This is a genomic window from Actinoplanes palleronii (genome assembly GCF_016862315.1).
Classification (GTDB): Bacteria; Actinomycetota; Actinomycetes; order Mycobacteriales; family Micromonosporaceae; genus Actinoplanes; species Actinoplanes palleronii.
The window spans coordinates 1-20,979 of record NZ_BOMS01000022.1; the positions used below are offsets into that span (position 1 = coordinate 1).

Consider the following 20,979-nt stretch of genomic DNA (forward strand, 5'->3'; position numbering starts at 1 on the left):
CCCCCCCCCGCACTCCGCTGCGGAAGTGAGCAGCAAGCCACATCCCGTTGAAACTCATCGCCTGGCGGGGGCGCGTGCCCTCAGCGGCCCGGTCGCGTCAGGTGAACAGCGATGAACATCGTGATCGCCGCGACGAAGCACAGCGTGCCGAGCGCCCACAGAATCGCCTTGTCGCCGACGTGCCACTGGCCGGCGACGGCCAGGATCGTGGCGATGGTGGTGCCGAACCCGCCGCCGGCGACCAGGACGGCCCGGATCAGCGCGACGCGCTGATCATGTGCGCTCTGTTCCGGATCGGGTCGCTTGGACGGGTGATTACGCATCGCGGCATCCTCGACTGGTCTGGACGGCGCAGCGCCGCCCGCGCGGACTCCGGCAACCGAGTGCCGTCTCGCAGCGAGCGCCTGAGCTGCAGTTATACGCAGCCGAGGCGCTCGCCGCTACGGATGCCAGGTGTCCGCGTTGCCGGGCGCGGACATGGCGTGTCGATGTGCATGGCACGGATTGCTGCCGCTAGAGTTCCGATTCGTCGGTCGGCTCCTCTCCGGGCGAGCTAGCATGAGATCGACCTCACTGCACCAACCGGGTTCCATCGCCCTGCGTAACTCAATAGTGACTGATCAATTTGGCAATTGCCACAGGCGTTTGACGATTGGCATTGCCACAGGCGATTGCCATGTGGCACATTGATACATGGCAGTTGGTTTTGGCGTTGCAAGCACGGAGGTACGGTCATCCCGGTTCACCCTGCTCCGCTAGCCAGCCGGCGCCAGCTCGGGGCGGCTCTGCGACAACATCGCATTGACGCGAACCTCAGCCTGAAAGACGTGGCGGACCAGCTCCTGTGCTCGCCGTCCAAAGTCAGCCGCATCGAGTCCGCACAACGGAACATTTCGGCTCGTGACGTCCGTGACCTGATCGGCGTCTACCGGATCACCGATCCGGACATCCGGGCGCGCCTGAACAGGCTCGCCGCGGAGAGCCGGGAGACGGCTTGGTGGGCGCCGTACAACCTGCCCCCTGCTTACGAGAGGTTCATCGGCCTCGAAGGGGCAGCGACGGCAAAATACGAATACCAGTTAGGGGTGGTGCCGGGACTGCTGCAAACACTTGAGTACTCGGCTTCGATCGTCAGCGCATGGACCGACGATCCGGACGCCGTTCGGGAAGCGGCCGAGGTGCGTCAAAAGCGCCAAGAATTCATCGGCCAGGACACCGATCTCGACTTCGTGGTCGACGAGTCAGTCTTTCATCGCTTCATGGGTGATGCGACGACCATGCGAGGCCAGATCCGCAAGCTCATCGAACTCAGCGAGAGCTCACGGATCACGTTCCAGGTAATACCGTTCTCTGCTGGCGCACATCAGGGACTGGTTAGCGGTTTTGAAATCCTGCGGTTCGCCGACTCGGCAGCCGCCGATTCGGCAGCGGAAATGTCCGATGTGGTCTTTCTTGAAGGTGTGGTCAATTCGTCCTACCTGGATTCGACCGACGAGGTCGACGGCTACCTGAAAGCCTTCAGGGGCCTCCAGAGCAGGGCGCTCGACCGACAGGACACGCTTTCTTTCCTGAAAGCACGCCTGCAGCACCGATGAGTGGGCCGGCAGCCGCTGCCGCCGACCCACTCGGAGTAAATATGTTCACCGACAGTGATCTGCACGCCGATCTCCCCTGGCGCACTTCCAGCTTCTGTAACAACACATCCTGCGTGGAAGTTGCCGTGACCCCCGACTTCGTCGCCGTCAGGGACTCGAAGAATCTGCAACTGCAAGCCCTCACCTACACCACGGAGGAGTGGCGGCAGTTCATCGCCGGCGCCAAGAGCGGCGAATTCGACGTGGCCTAGGCCGGTTATTGCCAAGAACGGCTCAAGCCGGCACCACGGCCGGCTTGAGCCGTTCGCGTAGGCACCCACGGAGCACACTCACCGTGATGCGGGGGCATGACAAAGGGCCGCGGTTCGCACCTTCTGCGAACACACGGCCCGTGCAACTGGTGGACCATACGTGGCAGAATCCGAACCGCATACCAGCAGCTCAGAGGCCAATTTTCACGCTACCGGCCGTCCGGAACCGCACACCCTGACCGTTTCAGCGACCCCCCACGAGCCGTAGCACCGCCGCCTTGATCCAATCCATCGGCAACGGCGATCCGGCCATGTTCACCGACGACCACTCGCCGATCATGACGGCGAACGCGGCGCACCAGCTTGGCGCGTTACGCCAGGCTGGACGAGGACGATGGCGCACTACCCGGGTTCAGCCGGGCTTGACGGCTCGGTCTAGCGCGACGATGCCGTTGGTGAGGATTCGCCAACTTACCCGTCCGCCCGGCGCTGGCGACAGTGCCGGCAAGCTTGCGCTGATCGGGCCAGTCGCGGAAGGTGCCGTCCTGAAATGGCAGACGGTGGTCGTCTCCGGCCGCCATCGGGACGTTTCAGCCCCATTCGCGTCCACGTCCGATCACCTCTTTCGAAAGGTCTACGCATGCGCAGAAATCTGGGAGCTAGATCATGAAAGGCGCCCCCACCACACCCACCCGCTCCACTCGCACGCTACTTGTGCTGGTTGCCATTCTCGTCGGGATCATCGTCGGGCTCGGAACCGGCATCCTCATGGCGGTTTCCGGCAGCGTTCTCGCCACCGCGGCAATCAGCGGGGGCGTCGCGTTCGGTAGCACGGTGCCGTTGGTCCTGCTGATCGAAAGCACGTTGGGCCTCCTGTAGGCCACGGCCTGCCTCACAGAACAAACAGCTCGGGGTTGGACGCCTAGTGCACCATGGGACCCACACAGGCGCGTCAAGACCGACTCCCACGCTGGAAGGCGGGCCGGGCGAGACCAGATAGGTGGACACGAACCACCGAGGCCCGGCGCATAACCGCAGCTCAAAGCCATCTGAATAAATCAGACCGGGAACCCGAAACGGGTATCCGGTCTGATAACGACTACTTGTGGACCATACTTGGCAGAATAAGAACCACGTTCTCCCTGTTCAGGGACCAATCGTGGCGCTACCGGCCGTACGCCGTCGCACGACCTGATCGATTCAGTGGCCGCCGCCCGCCGTAGCGCCGCCGTGCCGATCTGATCCATCAGCGTCGGCACTGCGACCGTGGCCGTCCGACCACCACTGCTGGATCATGACCGCCAAGGCCGTGACCGCCTGCTGACGATCCGCCTCCGACAAGGGCGCCGTCCTCGCGTCCCGCACCACCACGGGCGGTACCCGACGCTTCGCTTCCGACATACATACAACAACGACGATGCCGCAAACCAGAAACGCTGATGCCCAGGCCCGCCGACGCCCTCGTGGCCGGACCCGGGATCGCGTGACCCGCAGGTGATCCCCGAGAATCCCGACCCCAGATGAAGACACAGCTCGCCACGCCTGCGAACGCTTTCGGCTCTTCGACCGCGACCGGGTACGCGGCTCAGGCACCCTCGTCGAGAGGCTGCCACGGGTCGTGGATCTCAACGCCGCGGGCGCGAAGTCCGCCACATGACGAGTGACGACCGGCACCCTGACTTGGTTCACCGCTCGGATGCCGAGGCAAATTACACATGGACTACGGCGATCCGCTGGTCTTTGGGCCGCGCCGGCTCCTCCACGAGGCGGGTCAGATCGTCGGGGTCGCTGGTCAGCAAGAGCACGGGGCGAGGAAGCTCCAACGCCGTCGCCGCCACCACCGCATCGATGGCATACCTGTGTCCGGACAGCCCGACCGCGCCGAGCAGTTCTCCCGCTCGCCGACCGAGTTCCTGACTCACCGGGAGCACGACGACCCGGGACAGCACGCGATGGACCGAAGCGTCCCGAGGCCCGCCCCGGAGCACCTCAGTCAGCGTGATCGCACTGACCACCACTCGGGCGCCACGTTCGCGTGCCGTTATCAAGAAGGCGCGAACTCGATCGTCTCCCGAAGCAAGCTTGGCCAGACCCTCACTGTCCAGGACAAGTGTTCCGCCGCTGCTCACCGAGCGTCGGGCCACAAACGCCTCGCTTCATCCAGAGCCTCGTCAGAGACCGGTCCGTGCTCCGACTCCAGAAGGGCCGCGAGTTCCCCGAGGAGATCGAGCTCAAGCTGCCTGGCAACCGCTTCGGTCACATACTGGCTGAAATCGCCCCGCCCTACGCGTTGCTGAACAGCAGCCGTGAGGTCTTCGGGCATGGATACGCTGACCTTGCGTGCCCGGCCCACCAGCCGAAGCCGGCCAGACTCCGGCGAGTGGGCGCTCAGAAGCCGCATCGCCGCAGCCTGGAGATCGGGCGAAGCCTTGCCGAGGTCATGTGCGACACCCTGCAACTCCGCCAGCGAAGACTTGTTACCAGCAGGTCCCTCAGGTGAAGGGACCGGCGGCAGAGGTTGTGCGCTCATAGAACCATGCTACCGCCGGTAGCAAGCAGTGGCACATCCTAGTCAAGGATGGCGAGCCTGCCGCGCACCTTGCGCGATTCACCGCATATCCGCAGCTCAAAGCACTTCGAGCGGGACGGTTCTTAAACTGCCAACAATCGATTCACGTTTGCCCAGGTCGGCCGACCAGAGGCGAGTGGGGCAGATCAGCCGGCCGGTCACGATCAGAGGGCTCATCGTCGTGATGGTTCCGCCACCATTGCTCGATCATCTGGGCCAGTGCCGTGACGGCCTGCTGATACTCCTCGGGACTCATGGGGACAACCTCAGGCGCCAGCACTCTGACGTTCGTCGCTACGCGCCGCCGGTTCACCATCTCCGCCTCCTAGCCCTTTGGCCCCCTCCTCGAGGTTGGCCCCGGAAAGAAGCCCTCGGTATCCCTCGGCCGCATGACTGCGCACTCGGGTGGCGACAACCGCATCCGTCCATGGCGTGAGCCGCGCTGCTGGCCGTGACATCCTTGTTCGCGCTCGCCGGCGGGCTCACCCGCAGCATGCTGACCGAGCGGCTCCAGGGTCCGAGGGGGTATGCCCGGGGTCGGTGACTGCCCTGTGGCCCGGGTACGATCCGGGGCCGTGCCGGTGTCTCGTAAGCGTAAGAAGAAGTCGCAGTCCGGTCGGCGCCCCGGGGCGCCGACCCCGAGCAGAATGGCGCAGGCAAACCCGTTACGGGAGGTGTTCGAGTACCGTCGTCGGCTCGACGAGCATCGCACCGCACTGGCCGCGGAGTCCGCCGGACCGATGGTCGACGCGTTGATCGCGGCCGCTCCCGGGTGGTCCGACGACGATCTCGAGGACGATTTCTGTGCGCGCTTCGGCGCGGCGATGTTCCAGTACGAGGGCGGGCCGCTGGAGGACAGGGTCAATCCGGACGACTTCGTCCGCGCCGTGCTGTCCGTGCTCGACGAGCGGGTGCACGAGGCCGAGGAGTCCGGCATTGGCCTCGCTGTGGTGCAGCGGCTGCTGGCCGTTGTCGCCGGTGTGCTGCCGGCGCCGCTGAGCGCGTCTGCGCAGGACCTGTTCGCCGAGCATTTGGACGACGCCGCGGCGGAGCGGGCGATTCGGGGGCGTGCCGTGATCGGCTCGGCCTTGTGGGCGAGAGACAGCTACGGCAGCCGCTGGGCTGTGGTCGCCCCCTTCGCCTCAGCGGACGGCTCGGGCCGGTGGTACCTGTGGGATGTGGACGCCTGCGGATACGAGGTGGCCACCGTCTACAGCGGTTTTTATCAGTCAGCCGAGGGCGCGCTTGCCGAATGGCGGCAGGCCGTTGGCCCCTCCGCCGCCGGCGCCACCCTGACCCCGGCGGACGACACGGAGACGCTCGACGCGCTTCTGGTTGGCGAGGTGGAAGGCATCCGGCCCGGCGGAGAAGACCAGGAGCAGTACGCCGAGTTCCTGCGCAGCCGCCGGCTCGGCCGCACCGTCCGGCAAGCGGCCGGCCTGGCCCAGCCCAGCGGCCGTACGTTCGCACGGCTGAGCGCGGACACTGCAGCCGAGCAGTTCGCCCGCCGACTGCGACGACTCGGCCACGACAACAGGCCAGCCGGCGAGGCGTCCGGCGAGGGCCCCGCCGGCGCCACCGACCTCGCTGCGGAAATGGCCGACTCCTGGTCCCCGCGGGAGTACCCCGGCTTGTACCCGGCCTGTTCGCCGCACAAGGTCGCCGCAGTAGTACTGCACCTGCGCGACTTCTACAAAGACGACTTCGCCGCCGAACTGGTCGCGATACTGCCCGAGTGGATCCGGTTCCTCGCTGAACACACCGGCATGACAGCCGACCTGACCAAACGCTGCGTCGACTACGCCTCTGGCGAACCCCAGTTCCCGGGCCTGCTCGACGAACACGGACGGCCGAGCCTCATGACCCGAGTAACCGAATGACAACACCAGCGTTATGCCTGCAGTGCCCAGCTCAGGGCCGCCCCGTCGCCATCGGGCCGGTCGACGTCGCATCGTCCGGCTGACCGGCCACGGGCGCGTGTGCGCCTTCAGCGAGAAGGCGTTGGCGGACCAAGTAGCGGCCAAGATCGGTGAGGCCGGCGGTCAGGCCGGGCTGAGGGTTCAAGGCCCATGGCGCGACGCCGATCGCAGCGGCGTGTTGGTCGTTGACGTGGTCGCCGGTGCCGGCAACGGCGACGGCGCCGTGGTCGGCCAGGTCGGAAAGGGTGTTGCGGACAACCGCGGCGGCCAGTCCGGCAAACAGCACGGGATCGCCTGGCGGGAGGCGGCGCTCGTACTCGTCGAGCAATTGGTCGATCATGGCGTCCAGGACGGCGAGTTCGCCGCTTGCCGTAGCGGTGTACAGGATGCCGAGGAACCGGGGCATCCAGGGCCTCAGCCAGTCACGTAGGTGCTCGCCGTTCTTCGGCGCGGTCGCCGGCACTGGAGGATCCAGCAACTCGTCGGCCACATCGGACCAGAAATCGAGGACCTGTTCCGGCTCTGCGGCACCAGCCAGTGTGTTCGCGATGAGACTCGCGCCTGAGCCGGCGAGGACTCGGGTACGGCGGAGCTGAATGACGTCGAACTCGATCGCCAGCCGCCATAGTCGGGTGAGAGCCGGTGTGCCGCCCGTTCGGTCGCTGCTGGCCGGCAGGTCGAGCGACGCGAGCAGCACCAGCACGTCGGCCTTGCGAGGCTCGCCGCGACCGTCGACGGACTTGCCCTCGCCGACCCACTTTGCCAAGGCGGCGAGCCGGTTGAGCCAGCCGGCCCCGTCGGTGGCCACCATCCTGGCGAGGTCGGCCGCCTCGGGCAGCGCGACGGGCGGAAACTTCGCCTGCCGCTCGCAGCCGCAGTCACAGGCCAGGTCCGGCCAGACCAGGTGCTTCGCGGCCGGCGCGGCGGGGCCGAGGATCGCGACCTGACCGTCGTGGATGAGCAGTTGCCCGGTGGCGTAGCCGGGGCGCTCGTCCATCAACTCGCCCAGGACCGCGCGGCGACCCTCGAAGTCTCGGGCGTTGAATCGCTGCGTCCAGGCATCAAGAGCCGCGGGTTCGGCGTCCAACGGGATCCCGTCGGCGAGGATCGCGTGGAACACGCGTTTCGCGAGCCGCCACCGGGTTGTGTCGGACATCGCGACGGGATACCTGGGCGCGAGCCGGTCCAACTCCTTGAGCAGGGCCGGCACGCGGGTGCTGGCTGGGTGCAGCCGGTCGGTCACGTCGAGGAAACGTAGAAAGTCGCGGATGGTGTCCAGGCCGTACTCGGTGAGGTCCCAGTTGTCGACCTGTCGGGGCACGATATAGGTCATGAACAGGTCGTGGACGTCACCGCTGCGCCAGCGGGTCGGATCCGGCCGGTCAAGGTACTGCGCGCGGCCCTGAAGCAGGATGGTGATCCGTTCCCTCCATCGTGTGCCGGCCTGGCCGTCCGGGACGAGCCCTGCGGCCGAAGCCCACTCCGCGAACTCGTCGATCACCGTCTGCTGCAAGCAAGGCACCGAGCGACCCTACCGCCGTCGCCCTGCCCGGCCACGGCGGCACGCCAGGACCGCTCGCCGAGCACAGCCGCGCGTGCGCGTCGCCGTACGGTTGTTGTCGTAGCTGTTGAGGATGACGATGACGCTCGAGAGGGTTACTGCCTAATGTCTGAAGACGATCTCGCCGCCGCGGCAGCTTCCACGCCTGCACTACGCCAGGTCACCGCTTTGACACGGTGGGTCGGACAGGGCCGCAAGCTGACCCAGACCGGACAGCTGACCATGGCCGACGCCCGCCATCTGGTCGGTCTGTTGAATACCGGCGACGAAATCGATCCTGTCATCGGCGAGCGGGTGTTCCGTACCCGTAGCAGCGCTGATCTGCCCGTCCTCACGGTCGTGGTTACCTGGGCCAAGGCCGCAGGACTTCTCCGCGTCGTCCACGGCCGGCTGGTCGCGGTGAAGAAGAACCAGCGGTTGATCGATCGGCCGGCCCAATTGTGGAACATCATGTTCGCCGCCTTCGACCAGCTCGGACCGGCTATCTGCTCCGCCGGCTGGTTCCAGTCGCTGCTTGGCGACAACTTCGCCGACGGTATCGCCGTCCTTTTCCGCGGCATCGCGGACGGGGACGGCGCCGCGCCCACCGGCGCGGTGCAAGCGGAGGTCTGGTCTGCCCTCAGCGCACGCTACTACCTGGACGACGCCACGACCGAGCAACTGACTCGCCTGCGCAAGACCACAGACAATGACGTACGCCGCGCCGTCGCCGGTCTGGTGACCCTCGGCGCGCTCGCCGAAGAGGACGCCGCAGCTGGGACGCTACGGCTGACGCCGTTGGCCGAGTGGGCTCTGCGCTCCCGGTACGGCGCCGTCGCGCCCGGCGACCAGCTCGCCCAGCTCAACGTCACCCTGCTGGACGCCGAACCGCCGGTGTGGCGGCGCTTGCTCGTGCCCGCGACGATTCGCCTCGACCGGCTGGACCGGGTGATTCAAGCGGCCATGGGCTGGACCAACTCGCACCTGCACATGTTCATCCACTCCAGCGGCCGCTACGGCGTCCCCGACCTCGACTTCCCGCTGCAGGACGAACGCCGCGCCACGCTGCGCGATCTGGTCGATCGAGAAGGCGAAACCGTCAGGTACGAGTACGACTTCGGCGACGGCTGGGAACACGAAATCGTGCTGGAACAGCTGCTGACCGCTGAGCCCGGCGGCCGGTACCCCACCTGTACGGCCGGCGCACGCGCCTGCCCACCGGAAGACTGCGGCGGTGTTCACGGCTACGCCGACCTCATCGACACACTCGCCGATCCCACCCACCCCGAACACCAGCACCTGCTGGAATGGCTCGGCATCGACAAAGGCAGCGACTTCGGCCCGGAGCACTTCGACACCGCCGACGCCAACCGCCGGCTCGACACCGTCATCCTCGCCGCGACCCGCACCGCCTGACCAAGGAAGCGCCGCGGGCGTCGGCCCCGCACGCGGGCGAAACTCCATACGCCCGGCAGCGGACACTGCGAAGAGTGAAACACGCCGCGGACGGGGCCGGCGGTGAATTCACTCGTGGGAAACCTCTTGCCGGCCGTGTAGTGAGGCCCGGTCGGCGGCGGCCCGGCCCGATGCCCAGCCATGCCGGTTGTTGATGGTCGTCGTGTGGTGTGTCAGTTGGGGGAACTGCTTCTCGAACGCGTCGCGTACCGCGTCGTCACGGGCCGCGAGCACGGGCAGTAGCTGCGTGCTGCCTGCGGACTCGGCTGCTTCCTGGCCGACCTCGTCGGTGGCGGCGCTGAGTCGTTCGCCGATCCGCGATGCGTACGCCGTCAGGAACGACTGCCGGAATGAGCGGGTGGTGTTGCGCCCGTACTCGTCGGTGGCGGGTTTGGCCTGGGTCATCGCCCTGGTCGCCTGCACGAGCAGCGACGTGAACAGCAGTTCGGTGGAGTCCAGATCCGTACCGAAGCCGACGATAGTGGTGAAACCGAACCGCTTCGCCCACACCGCCCGGCAACTGTTCGCCTCCGCGACGACCTGAAGCAGCAGCGACTTCGGCGCCTCGTACGGATTGTCGACCGCGACCCGGCGGGTGACCGGCTGGTCGCGTTCGCCCGTAGCGGCCACCAGCAGGGCGTGGTCGATCCGGTGCCGGGCCATCAACTCCTGCGCCTTGGCCGTGAACGCATCGGCCTCCTCCGGGAAGTCGGTGGACTCCGCCTTGGCCAGCAACGCCCGGACCCGGTCCAGCATCCGCTGATCGAGGTCCGCTGGCACCGGCGCCGTAGCCGGCCGGGTATCGCCGGGAGCCGGGCCGACCACCTCGATCGCCGGCAGCGTGGCGAGCAGATGGAGCACGTCGATCAGCGCGGTGATCACGGTGGCGCGGTCCAGACCCTGCCGGTCACCCCAGATCGTCACGTAATGGTCGTCGTGTTCCCACCAGACCCGTGCGTCGAGGACCGCCAGTTGTGACTGCCACCGCTGGTCGACGGCCGTCTTCGGATAATCACGCATACGCGCCGCGACGGCATCGACCATCAGCCGGCCGTGACGTGCGCCGCATTCGCGGCGTGCCACCCGGACCAATTCGCCCGGCTGCCAGCCACGCCGCCACACCTGCCCCACATCGTGTAGCAACCGTGCCAGCAGGGCACGGTTGACGACCTGGATCCCGGCCGCACCACCCGGCCCCGCGATCAACAGGGCATGACAACGGTCCAGCTCGGCCCTGTGTTCGCCGTGCTGGGCGTGGATCGCCTGCTCGATGATCTGCTCCACGAGCTCCAGCTGCGACGGAATACGCCGTGTACCGAACAGACCCAACGGATCATCGGCACCACCCGCCGCCCGCTCGGATCTTCGGCGTTGCGCCGCGTCCGCCGCCTTACGCTTGGCCTTGTGCCGTTCGCGACTGTTCTTACCCACTGATCTCCGCCCGATCTGGTCCCGGCAAGCCGCCAACGCTACCAACCGGACAAGCTCGCGGAGCACCCGTTCAGGTGGGATCGGCCTCAGGGCACAGCCGGATCGGGATGCTCTGCCCGGAAGCGGTCCGCGGCGTCGTGGCTGATCAGCGAAGCGTCGAACAGCCAGTTGACCGCCCGGCGGGCGGCTCGGGCGTCACGGAACGCATACCAGGCCGGTAACAGGTGCGGGTACTCCTCGTGAAGTTCGTGCTTGAACCGGCGGAACGCACCGCGGCCGTTGATCGCGCGGGCGAGCCGGCGTGCCGCCTGGTCGTCGCTGACTAGTTCGGTGAAGTCGGCCATGTCCTCGTACCAGACGTACGAGGGCAGCGGGCGGATCGCGACGAGATCCCGGTCCAGGTCGTCCGGGTCGACCGGGGTCTTGCCGTCGATGCCGCCGTCACGAGTCCACAGCACCATCTCCCCGGTCTCCGGGTCGACCAGGTGCAGGTGCTCGTCGTAGACGTTCTGATCCGACAACGCGAAAGCGATCTCGTCAAGATCAAACTTGTCGATCTCCAGCATGGCCGCTCCAACCGATCCGGTACGCGCCCGAGCGCATCGGCACCGTATCTAGCCACGGCCGCAGCCCACTGGGCGCTCTGCTGTTGCGGTTTCGACTCGCCCGAAGCTTTACCTCATCAATCCTCGAGACAATTGAAGGGGCCACGGCTTGGGCAGAGCGACATGGTGATCCCCTTCAGGTGCGTCACCGGCCTGCCGGGCCGACTGGTGACCAATCGCACCTACGAGCTGCAGACGCCGCATTCACGCGCGTACCGGACCAACCACGGCATGGGTTTGATGGACTACTACGACACCGCCGACCGCAGCAACGGCGTGCCCCTCAGGGAGGCGATGTACCGGGTCAAGCGGGCCACGCTCGAAAAGCGCCTGGATCGCATCGGCCCCTACGCCGCTGACGCCGAGACTGCTGCTCACATTCGCGTGGACACCCAATATTTGCAGCTCAACGCGCTGTCGATCGAGGCGGTTCTTAAACTGCCAACAATCGTTTCACGTTTTCCCTGGTCAGGGGCTATTGGTGGGCGATACTGGGATCGAACCAGTGACCTCTTCCGTGTCAGGGAAGCGCGCTCCCGCTGCGCCAATCGCCCTCACGCTGTGTTCATCACACAGCTTGCGAGGTGGAGACGGGATTTGAACCCGTGTACACGGCTTTGCAGGCCGTTGCCTCGCCTCTCGGCCACTCCACCGAGCAGGCCCCGCACACGGAAATCCTGTGAGGCCTCTCCGAGCGGACGACGGGATTCGAACCCGCGACCCTCACCTTGGCAAGGTGATGCGCTACCACTGCGCCACGTCCGCGTTGTCTGCCGGGCTTCCCTGGCGACGGAGAAAACCATATCCGGTCACCTGCGGCTACGCCAAACCGGGGTCCCCCGGCGTGTCGTGACCAGGCCGGATAGACCGCCGTCGGCGGGCCGGAAATCATGGGGGCATGAAGATCCGGGAGATCACCGCCGACGAGCGTCCGGCGACCCTGTTCCCGCTGCAGGCGTACGCGTTCATGCCGTCGCCGTGGGATGACGACCTGGCCGAGAAGTACCGGCAGCGGATGCGGTACTTCACGACGACGACCTGCCTGATCGCCGAGGAGGACGGCGAGACGCTGGCCGGGGTGGCCGCCCTGCCGATGCGGCAGAACGTGCGCGGCCTGGTGCACGACATGGCCGGGGTGGCGTCGGTGACGACGCATCCGTCGGCGCGGCGCCGGGGTCTGGTCCGCGAGCTGCTCGACCGGTTGCTGCGGCAGACGCGGGAGCAGGGGTGCGCGGTGAGCGCGCTGTACCCGTTCCGGCCGAGCTTCTACGCGCGGTTCGGGTTCGTCGGTATCCCGGTGGCCCGGGTGGCCCGGTTCGCCCCGGAGGGGCTTTCCGAGTTGCTGCGGCGCGAGCTTCCCGGTTCGGTCCAGCGCCTGCCGATCAAGGAGGGCTTTTCACCGTACGACGATCTGCTGCACCGGCTGCTGGACGAGCGGCACGGGTTCGCGGTGTTCGACGAGGTACGGGCCGCCGAGTTCCGCGAGGAGCCGTACTGGGTGGCGCTGGCCCGGGCCGGCGACGAGGTGGTGGGCGGGGTGCGCTACCGGATCGACGAGCACGGCGGTGACCTGATCGCGTCGAACCTGTTCAGCACCGGGCCGCTGGGCCGGGCGCTGCTGCTGCAGTTCTTCGCCCGGCACGTCGACCAGGTCGCCCGGATCGAGGTGCGCCTGGGCGCCGACGAGCTGCCCGAGCTGTGGGGCGCCGACCTGTCGGTGACCACCACCGGCACGGCCGACTACCCGCGCCGCAACGCCCCGATGGTCCGGGTGCTGGACGTGCCCGCGCTGGCCGGGTCCCGGGCCGGGCGGGGCGGGATCACCGTGGAGATCGCCGGTGACGAGCTGATCGGCGGCGTCTGGCGGCTGGGCGCGGACGACGGCCGGTTGACGGTCACCCCGGGCGGCACGCCGTCGGCGACGCTCACCGCGGCCGGGTTCAGCGCGCTGGCCTACGGGGTGCTCGACCCGGTCGAGGTGGTCACCCGCGGGCTGGGCGAGCTGGACGCCACCGCGATGACCCGGCTGGGCGAGTTGTTCCCCCGCGAGACGCCGTACCTGTTCGCCGAGTTCTAGGCAACCGGCAGGCCCGGCGAGGTGAACGCGCGGCCGTCGTCGGTCACGGCGGCCGACTCGTACCCGTCGGCGACCCGCTTGGCCAGCCAGGCCAGGCCGGGTTCACCCATCGCCAGCGCGGCCGTGGCGTACGCGTCGGCCACCGCCAGGTCCGGGCCGACCACGGTCACCGACCGCAGCCCCTCGGCCGGTTTGCCGGTACGCGGGTTCCACACGTGGGCGCCCCGCTCGTACGTACCGGACGTGGCCACCGCGCCCTCCCGGACGGCCAGGACCCAGGCGAGTTTGTCGGCCTCCCAGGGATGCCGGATGCCGACCCGCCAGGGGCCGCCGTCCGGCGCCGTGCCGCGCATCCGGATGTCACCGCCGGCGTTGATGTGGTGCCGGGTCGAACCGGCGGCGGCCAGCCGGGCCGAGGCCACCTCGACCGACCAGCCCTTGACGTATCCGGACGGGTCCAGCGGCCCGGCCGCGTACGCGTCGAAGTACCCGTCGGTCTCCCGCCACAGGTCGGCGCACTTGTCGAGCACCAGGCGCAGGTCGGCGGAGCCGTCGGCCGGCTTCAGCGTGCCGGCCCGCACCCGGGACACCTCGCTGTCATCCTGGTACGTGCTGAACCGCGCGTCGACCTCGTGCAGCCACGCGCACGTCGAGGCGACCAGCTCGCGCAACCGTGCCTCGGGCAGGTCGTCCGCGATGTCGATGCTGACGACCGTACCCATGACCTGCTCGACGTGGCGCACGAGCACCGACCCTACGCGCCGGCGGCGTCCAGCGCGGCCTGCAGCGACGTGACGTAGGACTGGCTGGTGAAGGTGGCGCCGGAGACCGTGTCGACCTTGGCGCTCTGCGCCTTGAGGGTCTCCTGCCCGAGCTTGGTGACCGCGTTCGGGTTGATCGTGCCGCTGAACCCGGTCTTCGGGTACGTCGCGTTGGCACTGGTGATCTTGCCGCCGCTGACCTTGATGGTCACCTGGACCGTGCCGTACGGGTTCTGCACGGCCTTGCCCTGGTGGGTGCCGTTCTTCAGGCCGCTCTCGTCCTCGGCCTCCTCGGTCGGCTTGGCGCTCGCCTTGCCCTTCGAGGACTCCTTCGCGGCGGGCTTCTTGGCCGCGGCCGACGACTCGTCCGGCGCCGGCTCCTCGGTCACCTCCTGGGCGGCCGGCTCGGCCGCCACCGGGGCACCCACCGGCTGCACGCTCAGGCGGACCCCGAGGATCAGGGCCGCGCCGGTGAGGGTGCCGACAGCTGCTGCGGTACTACGGCGCATGGCAAAACTCCCAGGTCGTAGGGGGTAGGGGGATCAGAACTCGAACGGGTCGAGGTGGATCTGGCTGTCCGGCACGTCGAGCTGCTTGAGCGTCACGACGGCCGCGTTGACGAGTCCGGGCGGGCCGCACAGGTACACGTCCCGGCGGTTCACGTCGGGCACCAGCCCGCGCATGCCGGCCTCGGTGAACAGCCGCCGCGGTCCCGGGTCGGTACGGTTACCGACGATGTAACGCACCCAGGCGTCCCGCTCCTCGGCCAGCTCCTCCAGCTCGGCGCGGAACACCAGCTCGTCCGGGCGGCTGGCCCGGTAGATCACGATGGTGTCGGCCGGCATGTCCTCGAGCAGCGCGCGCACCGGCGCGATGCCGCTGCCACCGGCGATCAGCAGCGCGCGGCGGCGGGTGCGGCGCTGCGCGGTGAACGTGCCGAACGGGCCCTCGGCCCACACCGGCGTGCCCGGCCGCATCTGGGCCAGCTTGGCGGTGTGCCCGCCGGCCACCGTGACGGTCAGCCGCAGCCACTCCCGGTTCGGCGCGGCGGAGAGCGAGAACGGGTGCGACTGCCACCAGCCGTTGCCGTTCAGGAACCGCCAGCGCATGAACTGGCCGGCCTGCGCGGGCAGCTTGTCCAGGCGCTTCGCGGCGATGTAGATGGAGAACGTGTTGGCGCCCTCGCTGACCACCTCGGCGACGGTGAACCGGTGCCGGGCGTTCAGCCAGACCGGCTCGACGATCCGGCCCCAGACCAGCGCCGCGATCACCAGCGCGCCCAGGCCGGGCCAGAAGTACGAGGCGAACCGGCCGCTCAGGTCCGCGCCGGTGGCGACCTGGTGGCCGTACCCGAGCAGCAGGACCAGGTAGCCGGTGAGGTGCAGCAGGTGCCAGAACTCGTACGGCAGCCGGGTGCGCAGGAACCGGACCGAGGTGAGCGAGATCAGCACCAGCAGGCCGGTGGCCACGGTCGCGCTGATCATCTCGGGGAACGTGGTGATCACCGTCCAGCCCTGCTCGACGACACCGGTCTGTGCCAGCAGGGCGTACCCGTAGACGATCGTGACGATGTGCGCGACGACCGCGACCAGCAGCGAGGTGCCCAGCCAGCGGTGCCAGCGGAGCAGGTCGCGCGAGCCGACCCACTCCTCCAGCCAGGAGACCCGGCTCATCATCAGCAGCTGGATGAAGAGCAGGTAGCCGCCGATCAGGCCGGTGATCCGGCCGGTGGCCAGCATCAGGCTGGCGGTGTCGCTGACCGCGCCGGCCTGGGTGTCGAAGAGCCAGAGCGCCACGCTGGTGGCCAGCCCGGAGAAGAACAGCAGCACGGTGAAGAGCCGGTTGCCCGAGGTGGCCTCGGCGGGCGGGCGGTCGTCCGGCATCGGGACGCCGGTGCCGGCCTTCCAGCCGGTCGGGTCGGTGCTCGACTCGACGGCGATGTCACCGCGGCGGTAGGGGTCGTCGGGCCGGGACAGCGGGCCGGGCTCGGGCTCCGGCCAGGCCGGCAGCGGCTCCCGCGCGGCGTGCGACGGCGCGTCCCAGGACGGCCGTTCCACCGGAGCTTCCCGCGCGGGCCGTTCCGCCGGGGCTTCCCGCGTGGGCCGGGTCGCCGGGGCTTCCCGCGCGGGCCGGGTCGCCTGCGACGGCGAGTCCCAGGACGGGCGTTCCTCGTCGGCGTAGCGGGTCGCGCGGGACGGCGAGTCCCACGACGGCCGCTCGCGCGGGGCCCGGTCCTCCTCGTCGGCGTAGCGCGACGGGCGGTCCTCCTCGGCCTGGCGGCGCGAGGCGCGCGACGGCGAGTCCCACGAGGGCCGCTCGGCCTCGGCGTGCCGGGACGACCGGGACGGCGAGTCCCAGGACGGGCGCTCCGGCGTACGGGACGGCGCGTCCCACGACGTGTCCGCGGCGTCCGAACGCAGGCTCGAGAAATAGCCGTCGTCGTCGTCCGGCAGCTCACGCTGGTCCTGGAAGGCCGGTATGGCCATCGTCGTCACCTGCTCACCAGTCGTCTCGCGGCGCCCGCCACCCCTGGCCGACGTGACGGTCCGGTCTCGGTCGGAAGCCGTCAGGAATGCGTACGCACCCCGCCGCCGGATGGCTCAACTTCGGACCGGAAAATTCCGGATCCCGGGACGGGATAGGTTCTGCGGGTGAGTGCCTCAACCCCTCCGGTCACCGTTGTCGGACTCGGCGCCGGAGGCTGGCAGGACCTTTCCGGTACGGCCCGGGCCGCGCTGACCGCCACCGATGTGATCTTCGGCTCGCCACGTCAGCTGGCACTGCTCCCGCCCGAGGTGACCGCACGGCGCGAGTGCTGGCCGTCGCCGATGCTCCCGGCGCTGCCCGGACTGTTCGAGGCCGAGCGCGACCGGCGGGTCGGCGTGCTGGCCAGCGGCGACCCGATGTTCCACGGTGTCGGCGCCACCCTGGCCCGGATCCTCGGCCCCGGCCGGCTGACCGTGCACCCGCACCCGTCCTCGGTCGCGCTGGCCGCCGCCCGGCTCGGCTGGGACCTGGCCCGTGTCGACGTGGTGAGCCTGGTCACCGCACCGGTCGCGACGATCGGCCGGGTGCTGAACCCGGGCCGCCGGCTGCTGATCCTCTCGTCCGGCGCGGACACCCCGGCCGCCGTCGCGGCGCACCTGACCGCCCGCGGTTATCCGTCGGCACAGCTCACCGTGCTGGAGCAGCTCGGCGGGCCGGAGGAGCGGGTGCGCACCGGCGCGGCCGGCGACTGGGTGCTGCCGGTCGGCGACCCGCTCAACGTGATCGCCGTCGAGTGCGGTGACGGCCCGCCGGTCGCGGTGGTCCCGGGGCTGCCGGACGACGCGTACGCCTCGGACGGCCAGCTCACCAAGCGGGAGGTCCGCGCGGTCACCCTCGCCGCGCTCGCGCCCACCCCCGGCGCGCTGCTCTGGGACGTCGGCGCCGGCTCCGGCAGCATCGGCATCGAGTGGCTGCGCGCCCACCCGGCCTGCCGCGCGATCGCCGTCGAGTCGTCCGCCGGGCGGGTCGCCACGATCGCCGCGAACGCCGCCGCGCTCGGGGTGCCCGGCCTGCGGGTCGTGCACGGGACGGCCCCCGGGGCGCTGGCCGGCCTGCCCGAGCCGGACACCATCTTCATCGGCGGCGGGGTGACCGGCGACGGGGTGCTGGAGAGCTGCCTCGCGGCGCTGCGCCCCGGTGGCCGGCTGGTCGCCAACGCGGTGACGGTGGAGTCGGAGGCGGTGCTGGCCGGGGCGTACGCGAGACTGGGTGGTGAGCTGACCCGCCTGACGGTGCAGCGCGGTTCGCCGGTGGGTGGTTTCACCGGCTGGCGGGCCTTCATGCCGGTGACTATCTGGTCGGTGACGCGATGACCGTACATTTCATCGGCGCCGGGCCCGGCGCCGCCGACCTCATCACGCTGCGCGGGCATCGCCTGCTCAGCGCGGCGCCGGTCTGCCTCTACGCCGGCAGCCTGGTCCCCGCCGAGTTGCTGGACGCCTGCCCGCCCGGCGCGCGCCGGGTGGACACCGCGAACCTGACCCTCGACGAGATCATCGCCGAGATGGTCACCGCCTCCGCCGCCGGCCAGGACGTGGCCCGGCTGCACTCCGGCGACCCGTCGGTGTTCAGCGCGGTCGCCGAGCAGATGCGCCGGCTGGACGCGGCCGGTGTGCCCTACGACGTCACTCCCGGCGTGCCGGCGTTCGCCGCGGCGGCCGCCAGCCTGGGCCGGGAGTTCACCGTGCCCGGGGTGGCGCAGACGGTGATCCTGACCCGGACCGCCGAGCGGGCCACCGCCATGCCGCCCGGTGAGGACCTGGCCACGCTCGGCGCGAGCCGGGCCACCATGGTGCTGCACCTGGCCGTGCAGCGGATCGACGCGGTGGTCGCCGAGCTGGTCGGCAACTACGGCGCGGACTGCCCGGTCGCCGTGGTGGCCCGGGCCAGCCGCCCGGACGAGCTGATCGTCCGGGGCACGCTCGCCGACATCGCGGGCCGGGTCCGCGAGGCCGGGATCAAGCGGACCGCGGTGATCGTGGTGGGGGCCGCGCTGACCGCGGGGCAGTTCCCGGACAGTCACCTGTACTCGGCGGACCGCTGCCGGTCGTGAGGATCCTGCTGCTGGGCGGCACCACGGAGGCCCGGGAGCTGGCCGGGCTCCTGGCCGGCGAGCACCCCGTGACCACCTCGCTGGCCGGCCGGACCCGAGCGCCCCGGTGGCCGGACGGCGACGTACGGGTGGGCGGGTTCGGCGGGGTGGACGGGCTGGCCGCGTTCCTGCGCGCGGAGCGGATCGAGCTGCTGGTCGACGCGACGCACCCGTTCGCCGCCACGATGAGCGGGCACGCGGTCGCGGCCGGGGCGCTCGCCGGCGTACCCCTGCTGGTGGTGCGAAGGCCCGGCTGGAGTGCGGCGCCGGGCGACGAGTGGCACCGCGTCGCGTCCCTGGCCGAGGCGGCCGTGACCGTGCGGACGCACCGGTGGCGGCGGGTTTTCCTGACCACCGGGCGGCAGGGCCTGTCCGTTTTTGCCGAGCTGGACGAATGCTGGTTCCTGGCCCGCTCGGTGGAGCCGCCGGACGCCCCGGCGCCCCGGCAGCTGCGGGTGCTGCTGGACCGGGGACCGTTCACTGTGGACGGGGAGCGGGCACTGCTGGCCGAGCATCGGATCGACGTGCTGGTCACCAAGGACAGCGGTGGCTCGGACGCGAAACTGGTGGCGGCTCGGGCGCTCGGCGTACCGGTGCTGATGGTGGATCGCCCGCCGGTGCCGGCGGCGCCGACCGTGCCCACCGCGGACGCCGCCGCGGCCTGGATCAACGAGACCGCCTTTGATCAGACCGATACCGGGTGGTCGGAGCCGTAGCGGACCACGCGGTTCTTGCCGCCCGCCTTGGCGGTGTACATCGCCATGTCGGCGTGGCGCAGCAGGTCGGTGACGGTGACGCCGGGCTCGGCGAACGCGACGCCGATGCTCGCGCCGATCCGCACCGGGCCGGCCGTCAGCAGCACCGGTTCGGCCAGCTCGGCACAGAGTCGGCCAGCCGCCTCCTCCGCCCGCGCCGGATCGTCGAAATCGGACAGCAACAGCGCGAACTCGTCACCGCCGAACCGGGCCGCGAGACCGTGCGACCCGGCCGCCACGGCGATCCGCCGGGCCACCGCGACCAGCAGCTCGTCACCGGCCGCGTGCCCGTGCCGGTCGTTGACCCGCTTGAAGCCGTCCAGGTCGATGGTGAGCAGGGCCACCGCGCCGCCGCCGGCGATCGCGTCCTGTGCCGCACCGAGGAACTTCGCCCGGGTGGGCAGCCCGGTCAGGTGGTCGTGGTGCGCCCGGTACTCCAGCTCGGCCCGGGCCAGCTGCGCCTCGTCGGCGAGCTTCACCTGGTACGACAGGCTGCGGAACGCGTCCACCAGGTCGTCCGGGACCGGGCGGCGCCCACCGACGAGCATCAGCAGCGGCGCGGTCGCCGGATCACCGCCGAGCCCGTCGACGTGCCAGTCCCGGAACCCCGGCACCAGCGCGGCCAGCTCGGCCGGATCCGGCGTCGCCCCGGTCAGCCGCCGCCCGGCGAGCTCACCCGGCGCACCCGGCGCGTACGCGATCACCAGACCCTCGGAATCCCGGAAGACGATCAGCAACGCCACACCGGGATGCATCCGGACCAGCGCGGCGGAGGTCCGTTCACCGACCTGGCGGATCTGACCACCATCGGACATCGCGAGCAACTCCCGGCCGGCCCGTGCCAGCATCCCGTCCCGGGTCGAGGCCAGCTCCTGCCGGCGCAGACCCAGATAGAACGCCCGGGTCAGCACACCCATCAGCACGATCTGCGGGATCAGCCCGAGCACCGACGGGGCGTGCCAGGAGGTGGCCTGGCTGACCACGGCCGGGGAGATCGCCACCGCGACCGGCATGGCGACGATCCCGCCGGCCATCCGGGCGAGCCACCGCCGATGCGTGTCGTAGAGCGAGCAGGCGATCAGCAGCGCCAGCGAGAGCGCGGTGCCGGCCAGCGGATCCGCCAGACCGGACGCGCCGACCGTGACCAGCACCGGCACGACCGGCACGGTCCACCAGGAGGTACGCCCGCGCCGGTAGACGACCGCGAGCAGCACCACCAGGGCGACGATCGCCGCCGCCGACACCCGTTCGTAGACCGCCGACCGCAGCGGGTTGCCGACCTGGCCGAGCTGGATGAGCACGGCCAGACCACCGATACCGGCCGCGGCGAGCCGGGTCCGGTCGAGTGCCCGGGTTGGCATCTGTCTGCGCACGGCGGGACG

19 protein-coding genes and 3 tRNA genes are annotated in these 20,979 nt (G+C 69.7%); 9 read left to right on the forward strand and 13 right to left on the reverse strand.

Annotation, left to right across the window (positions count from 1 at the left end):
- Positions 1-80: 80 nt before the first annotated feature.
- Positions 81-323, reverse strand: coding sequence for a hypothetical protein (locus Apa02nite_RS08200; RefSeq protein WP_203824520.1), 243 nt, complete (start codon positions 321-323; stop codon positions 81-83).
- A gap of 363 nt (positions 324-686) precedes the next feature.
- Here Apa02nite_RS08200 and Apa02nite_RS08205 point away from each other — a divergent pair, with 363 nt between their 5' ends.
- The 3 genes from Apa02nite_RS08205 to Apa02nite_RS08215 all read left to right on the forward strand — a co-directional run bounded on the left by Apa02nite_RS08205 (position 687) and on the right by Apa02nite_RS08215 (position 2,725).
- Positions 687-1,595 (forward strand): helix-turn-helix domain-containing protein, encoded by a 909-nt coding sequence (locus Apa02nite_RS08205; RefSeq protein WP_275412442.1) that lies wholly within the window; start codon positions 687-689, stop codon positions 1,593-1,595.
- 41 nt (positions 1,596-1,636) lie between these two features.
- Positions 1,637-1,846: a DUF397 domain-containing protein gene (locus Apa02nite_RS08210; RefSeq protein WP_203824522.1), complete on the forward strand. Its 210-nt coding sequence runs from the start codon at positions 1,637-1,639 to the stop codon at positions 1,844-1,846.
- Positions 1,847-2,512: 666 nt separating this feature from the next.
- Positions 2,513-2,725 carry a hypothetical protein gene (locus tag Apa02nite_RS08215; RefSeq protein ID WP_203824523.1) on the forward strand — a complete coding sequence of 71 codons (213 nt, stop codon included), beginning with the start codon at positions 2,513-2,515 and terminating at the stop codon, positions 2,723-2,725.
- Between the two features lie 830 nt (positions 2,726-3,555).
- Here the strand turns inward: Apa02nite_RS08215 and Apa02nite_RS08220 are convergent.
- Positions 3,556-3,990 (reverse strand): type II toxin-antitoxin system VapC family toxin, encoded by a 435-nt coding sequence (locus Apa02nite_RS08220; protein ID WP_203824524.1) that lies wholly within the window; start codon positions 3,988-3,990, stop codon positions 3,556-3,558.
- Complete coding sequence (locus Apa02nite_RS08225; RefSeq protein WP_203824525.1) at positions 3,972-4,376, reverse strand: hypothetical protein; 405 nt, start codon at positions 4,374-4,376, stop codon at positions 3,972-3,974. Before Apa02nite_RS08225 ends, Apa02nite_RS08220 begins: the two co-directional genes overlap by 19 nt.
- Positions 4,377-5,062: 686 nt before the next feature.
- Between Apa02nite_RS08225 and Apa02nite_RS08230 the strand changes: the two genes are divergently transcribed.
- Positions 5,063-6,295, forward strand: a complete 1,233-nt coding sequence (locus Apa02nite_RS08230) for a hypothetical protein (RefSeq protein ID WP_203824526.1) — start codon at positions 5,063-5,065, stop codon at positions 6,293-6,295.
- Between the two features lie 31 nt (positions 6,296-6,326).
- On the opposite strand, the gene Apa02nite_RS08235 is transcribed toward Apa02nite_RS08230, so the two are convergent.
- A complete protein-coding gene (locus Apa02nite_RS08235) occupies positions 6,327-7,847 on the reverse strand; it encodes a hypothetical protein (RefSeq protein WP_203824527.1) in 1,521 nt (506 codons plus the stop codon).
- Between the two features lie 153 nt (positions 7,848-8,000).
- Between Apa02nite_RS08235 and Apa02nite_RS08240 the strand changes: the two genes are divergently transcribed.
- Positions 8,001-9,290, forward strand: a complete 1,290-nt coding sequence (locus tag Apa02nite_RS08240; RefSeq protein WP_203824528.1) for a plasmid pRiA4b ORF-3 family protein — start codon at positions 8,001-8,003, stop codon at positions 9,288-9,290.
- A 108-nt stretch (positions 9,291-9,398) separates the two neighbouring features.
- On the opposite strand, the gene Apa02nite_RS08245 is transcribed toward Apa02nite_RS08240, so the two are convergent.
- The 5 genes from Apa02nite_RS08245 to Apa02nite_RS08265 form a co-directional block, all read right to left on the reverse strand.
- Positions 9,399-10,760, reverse strand: coding sequence for a DUF2786 domain-containing protein (locus tag Apa02nite_RS08245; protein WP_203824529.1), 1,362 nt, complete (start codon positions 10,758-10,760; stop codon positions 9,399-9,401).
- A gap of 86 nt (positions 10,761-10,846) precedes the next feature.
- Positions 10,847-11,326, reverse strand: a complete 480-nt coding sequence (locus tag Apa02nite_RS08250; RefSeq protein WP_203824530.1) for a UPF0158 family protein — start codon at positions 11,324-11,326, stop codon at positions 10,847-10,849.
- Between the two features lie 518 nt (positions 11,327-11,844).
- Positions 11,845-11,919 (reverse strand) — tRNA-Val (locus Apa02nite_RS08255).
- 28 nt (positions 11,920-11,947) lie between these two features.
- A tRNA-Cys gene (locus tag Apa02nite_RS08260) sits at positions 11,948-12,018 on the reverse strand.
- Between the two features lie 40 nt (positions 12,019-12,058).
- Positions 12,059-12,130, reverse strand: a tRNA-Gly gene (locus tag Apa02nite_RS08265).
- 133 nt (positions 12,131-12,263) lie between these two features.
- Here Apa02nite_RS08265 and Apa02nite_RS08270 point away from each other — a divergent pair.
- A complete protein-coding gene (locus Apa02nite_RS08270) occupies positions 12,264-13,442 on the forward strand; it encodes a GNAT family N-acetyltransferase (protein ID WP_203824531.1) in 1,179 nt (392 codons plus the stop codon).
- Here the strand turns inward: Apa02nite_RS08270 and Apa02nite_RS08275 are convergent.
- From Apa02nite_RS08275 to Apa02nite_RS08285, 3 genes are read right to left on the reverse strand one after another with little or no spacing between them, the layout of a single operon-like run.
- Positions 13,439-14,164, reverse strand: coding sequence for an FAD:protein FMN transferase (locus tag Apa02nite_RS08275; protein ID WP_203824545.1), 726 nt, complete (start codon positions 14,162-14,164; stop codon positions 13,439-13,441). The genes Apa02nite_RS08270 and Apa02nite_RS08275 overlap by 4 nt on opposite strands.
- Positions 14,165-14,196: 32 nt before the next feature.
- Positions 14,197-14,712: an FMN-binding protein gene (locus Apa02nite_RS08280; RefSeq protein WP_203824532.1), complete on the reverse strand. Its 516-nt coding sequence runs from the start codon at positions 14,710-14,712 to the stop codon at positions 14,197-14,199.
- A gap of 33 nt (positions 14,713-14,745) precedes the next feature.
- Positions 14,746-16,689, reverse strand: a complete 1,944-nt coding sequence (locus Apa02nite_RS08285; RefSeq protein ID WP_239164190.1) for a ferredoxin reductase family protein — start codon at positions 16,687-16,689, stop codon at positions 14,746-14,748.
- 165 nt (positions 16,690-16,854) lie between these two features.
- On the opposite strand from Apa02nite_RS08285, the gene Apa02nite_RS08290 reads away from it, so the two are divergent.
- Genes Apa02nite_RS08290 through Apa02nite_RS08300 form a run of 3 tightly spaced genes read left to right on the forward strand, consistent with a single transcriptional unit; the run spans position 16,855 to position 19,558 of the window.
- Positions 16,855-18,063 (forward strand): bifunctional cobalt-precorrin-7 (C(5))-methyltransferase/cobalt-precorrin-6B (C(15))-methyltransferase, encoded by a 1,209-nt coding sequence (locus tag Apa02nite_RS08290; RefSeq protein ID WP_067708322.1) that lies wholly within the window; start codon positions 16,855-16,857, stop codon positions 18,061-18,063.
- On the forward strand, positions 18,060-18,803 hold the full coding sequence (gene cobM, locus Apa02nite_RS08295) for a precorrin-4 C(11)-methyltransferase (protein WP_067708325.1): 744 nt from the start codon (positions 18,060-18,062) through the stop codon (positions 18,801-18,803). Before Apa02nite_RS08290 ends, cobM begins: the two co-directional genes overlap by 4 nt.
- On the forward strand, positions 18,800-19,558 hold the full coding sequence (locus tag Apa02nite_RS08300; RefSeq protein WP_203824533.1) for a cobalt-precorrin-6A reductase: 759 nt from the start codon (positions 18,800-18,802) through the stop codon (positions 19,556-19,558). Before cobM ends, Apa02nite_RS08300 begins: the two co-directional genes overlap by 4 nt.
- On the opposite strand, the gene Apa02nite_RS08305 is transcribed toward Apa02nite_RS08300, so the two are convergent.
- Positions 19,528-20,970: a GGDEF domain-containing protein gene (locus Apa02nite_RS08305; protein ID WP_203824534.1), complete on the reverse strand. Its 1,443-nt coding sequence runs from the start codon at positions 20,968-20,970 to the stop codon at positions 19,528-19,530. The genes Apa02nite_RS08300 and Apa02nite_RS08305 overlap by 31 nt on opposite strands.
- Between the last annotated feature and the right edge of the window lie 9 nt (positions 20,971-20,979).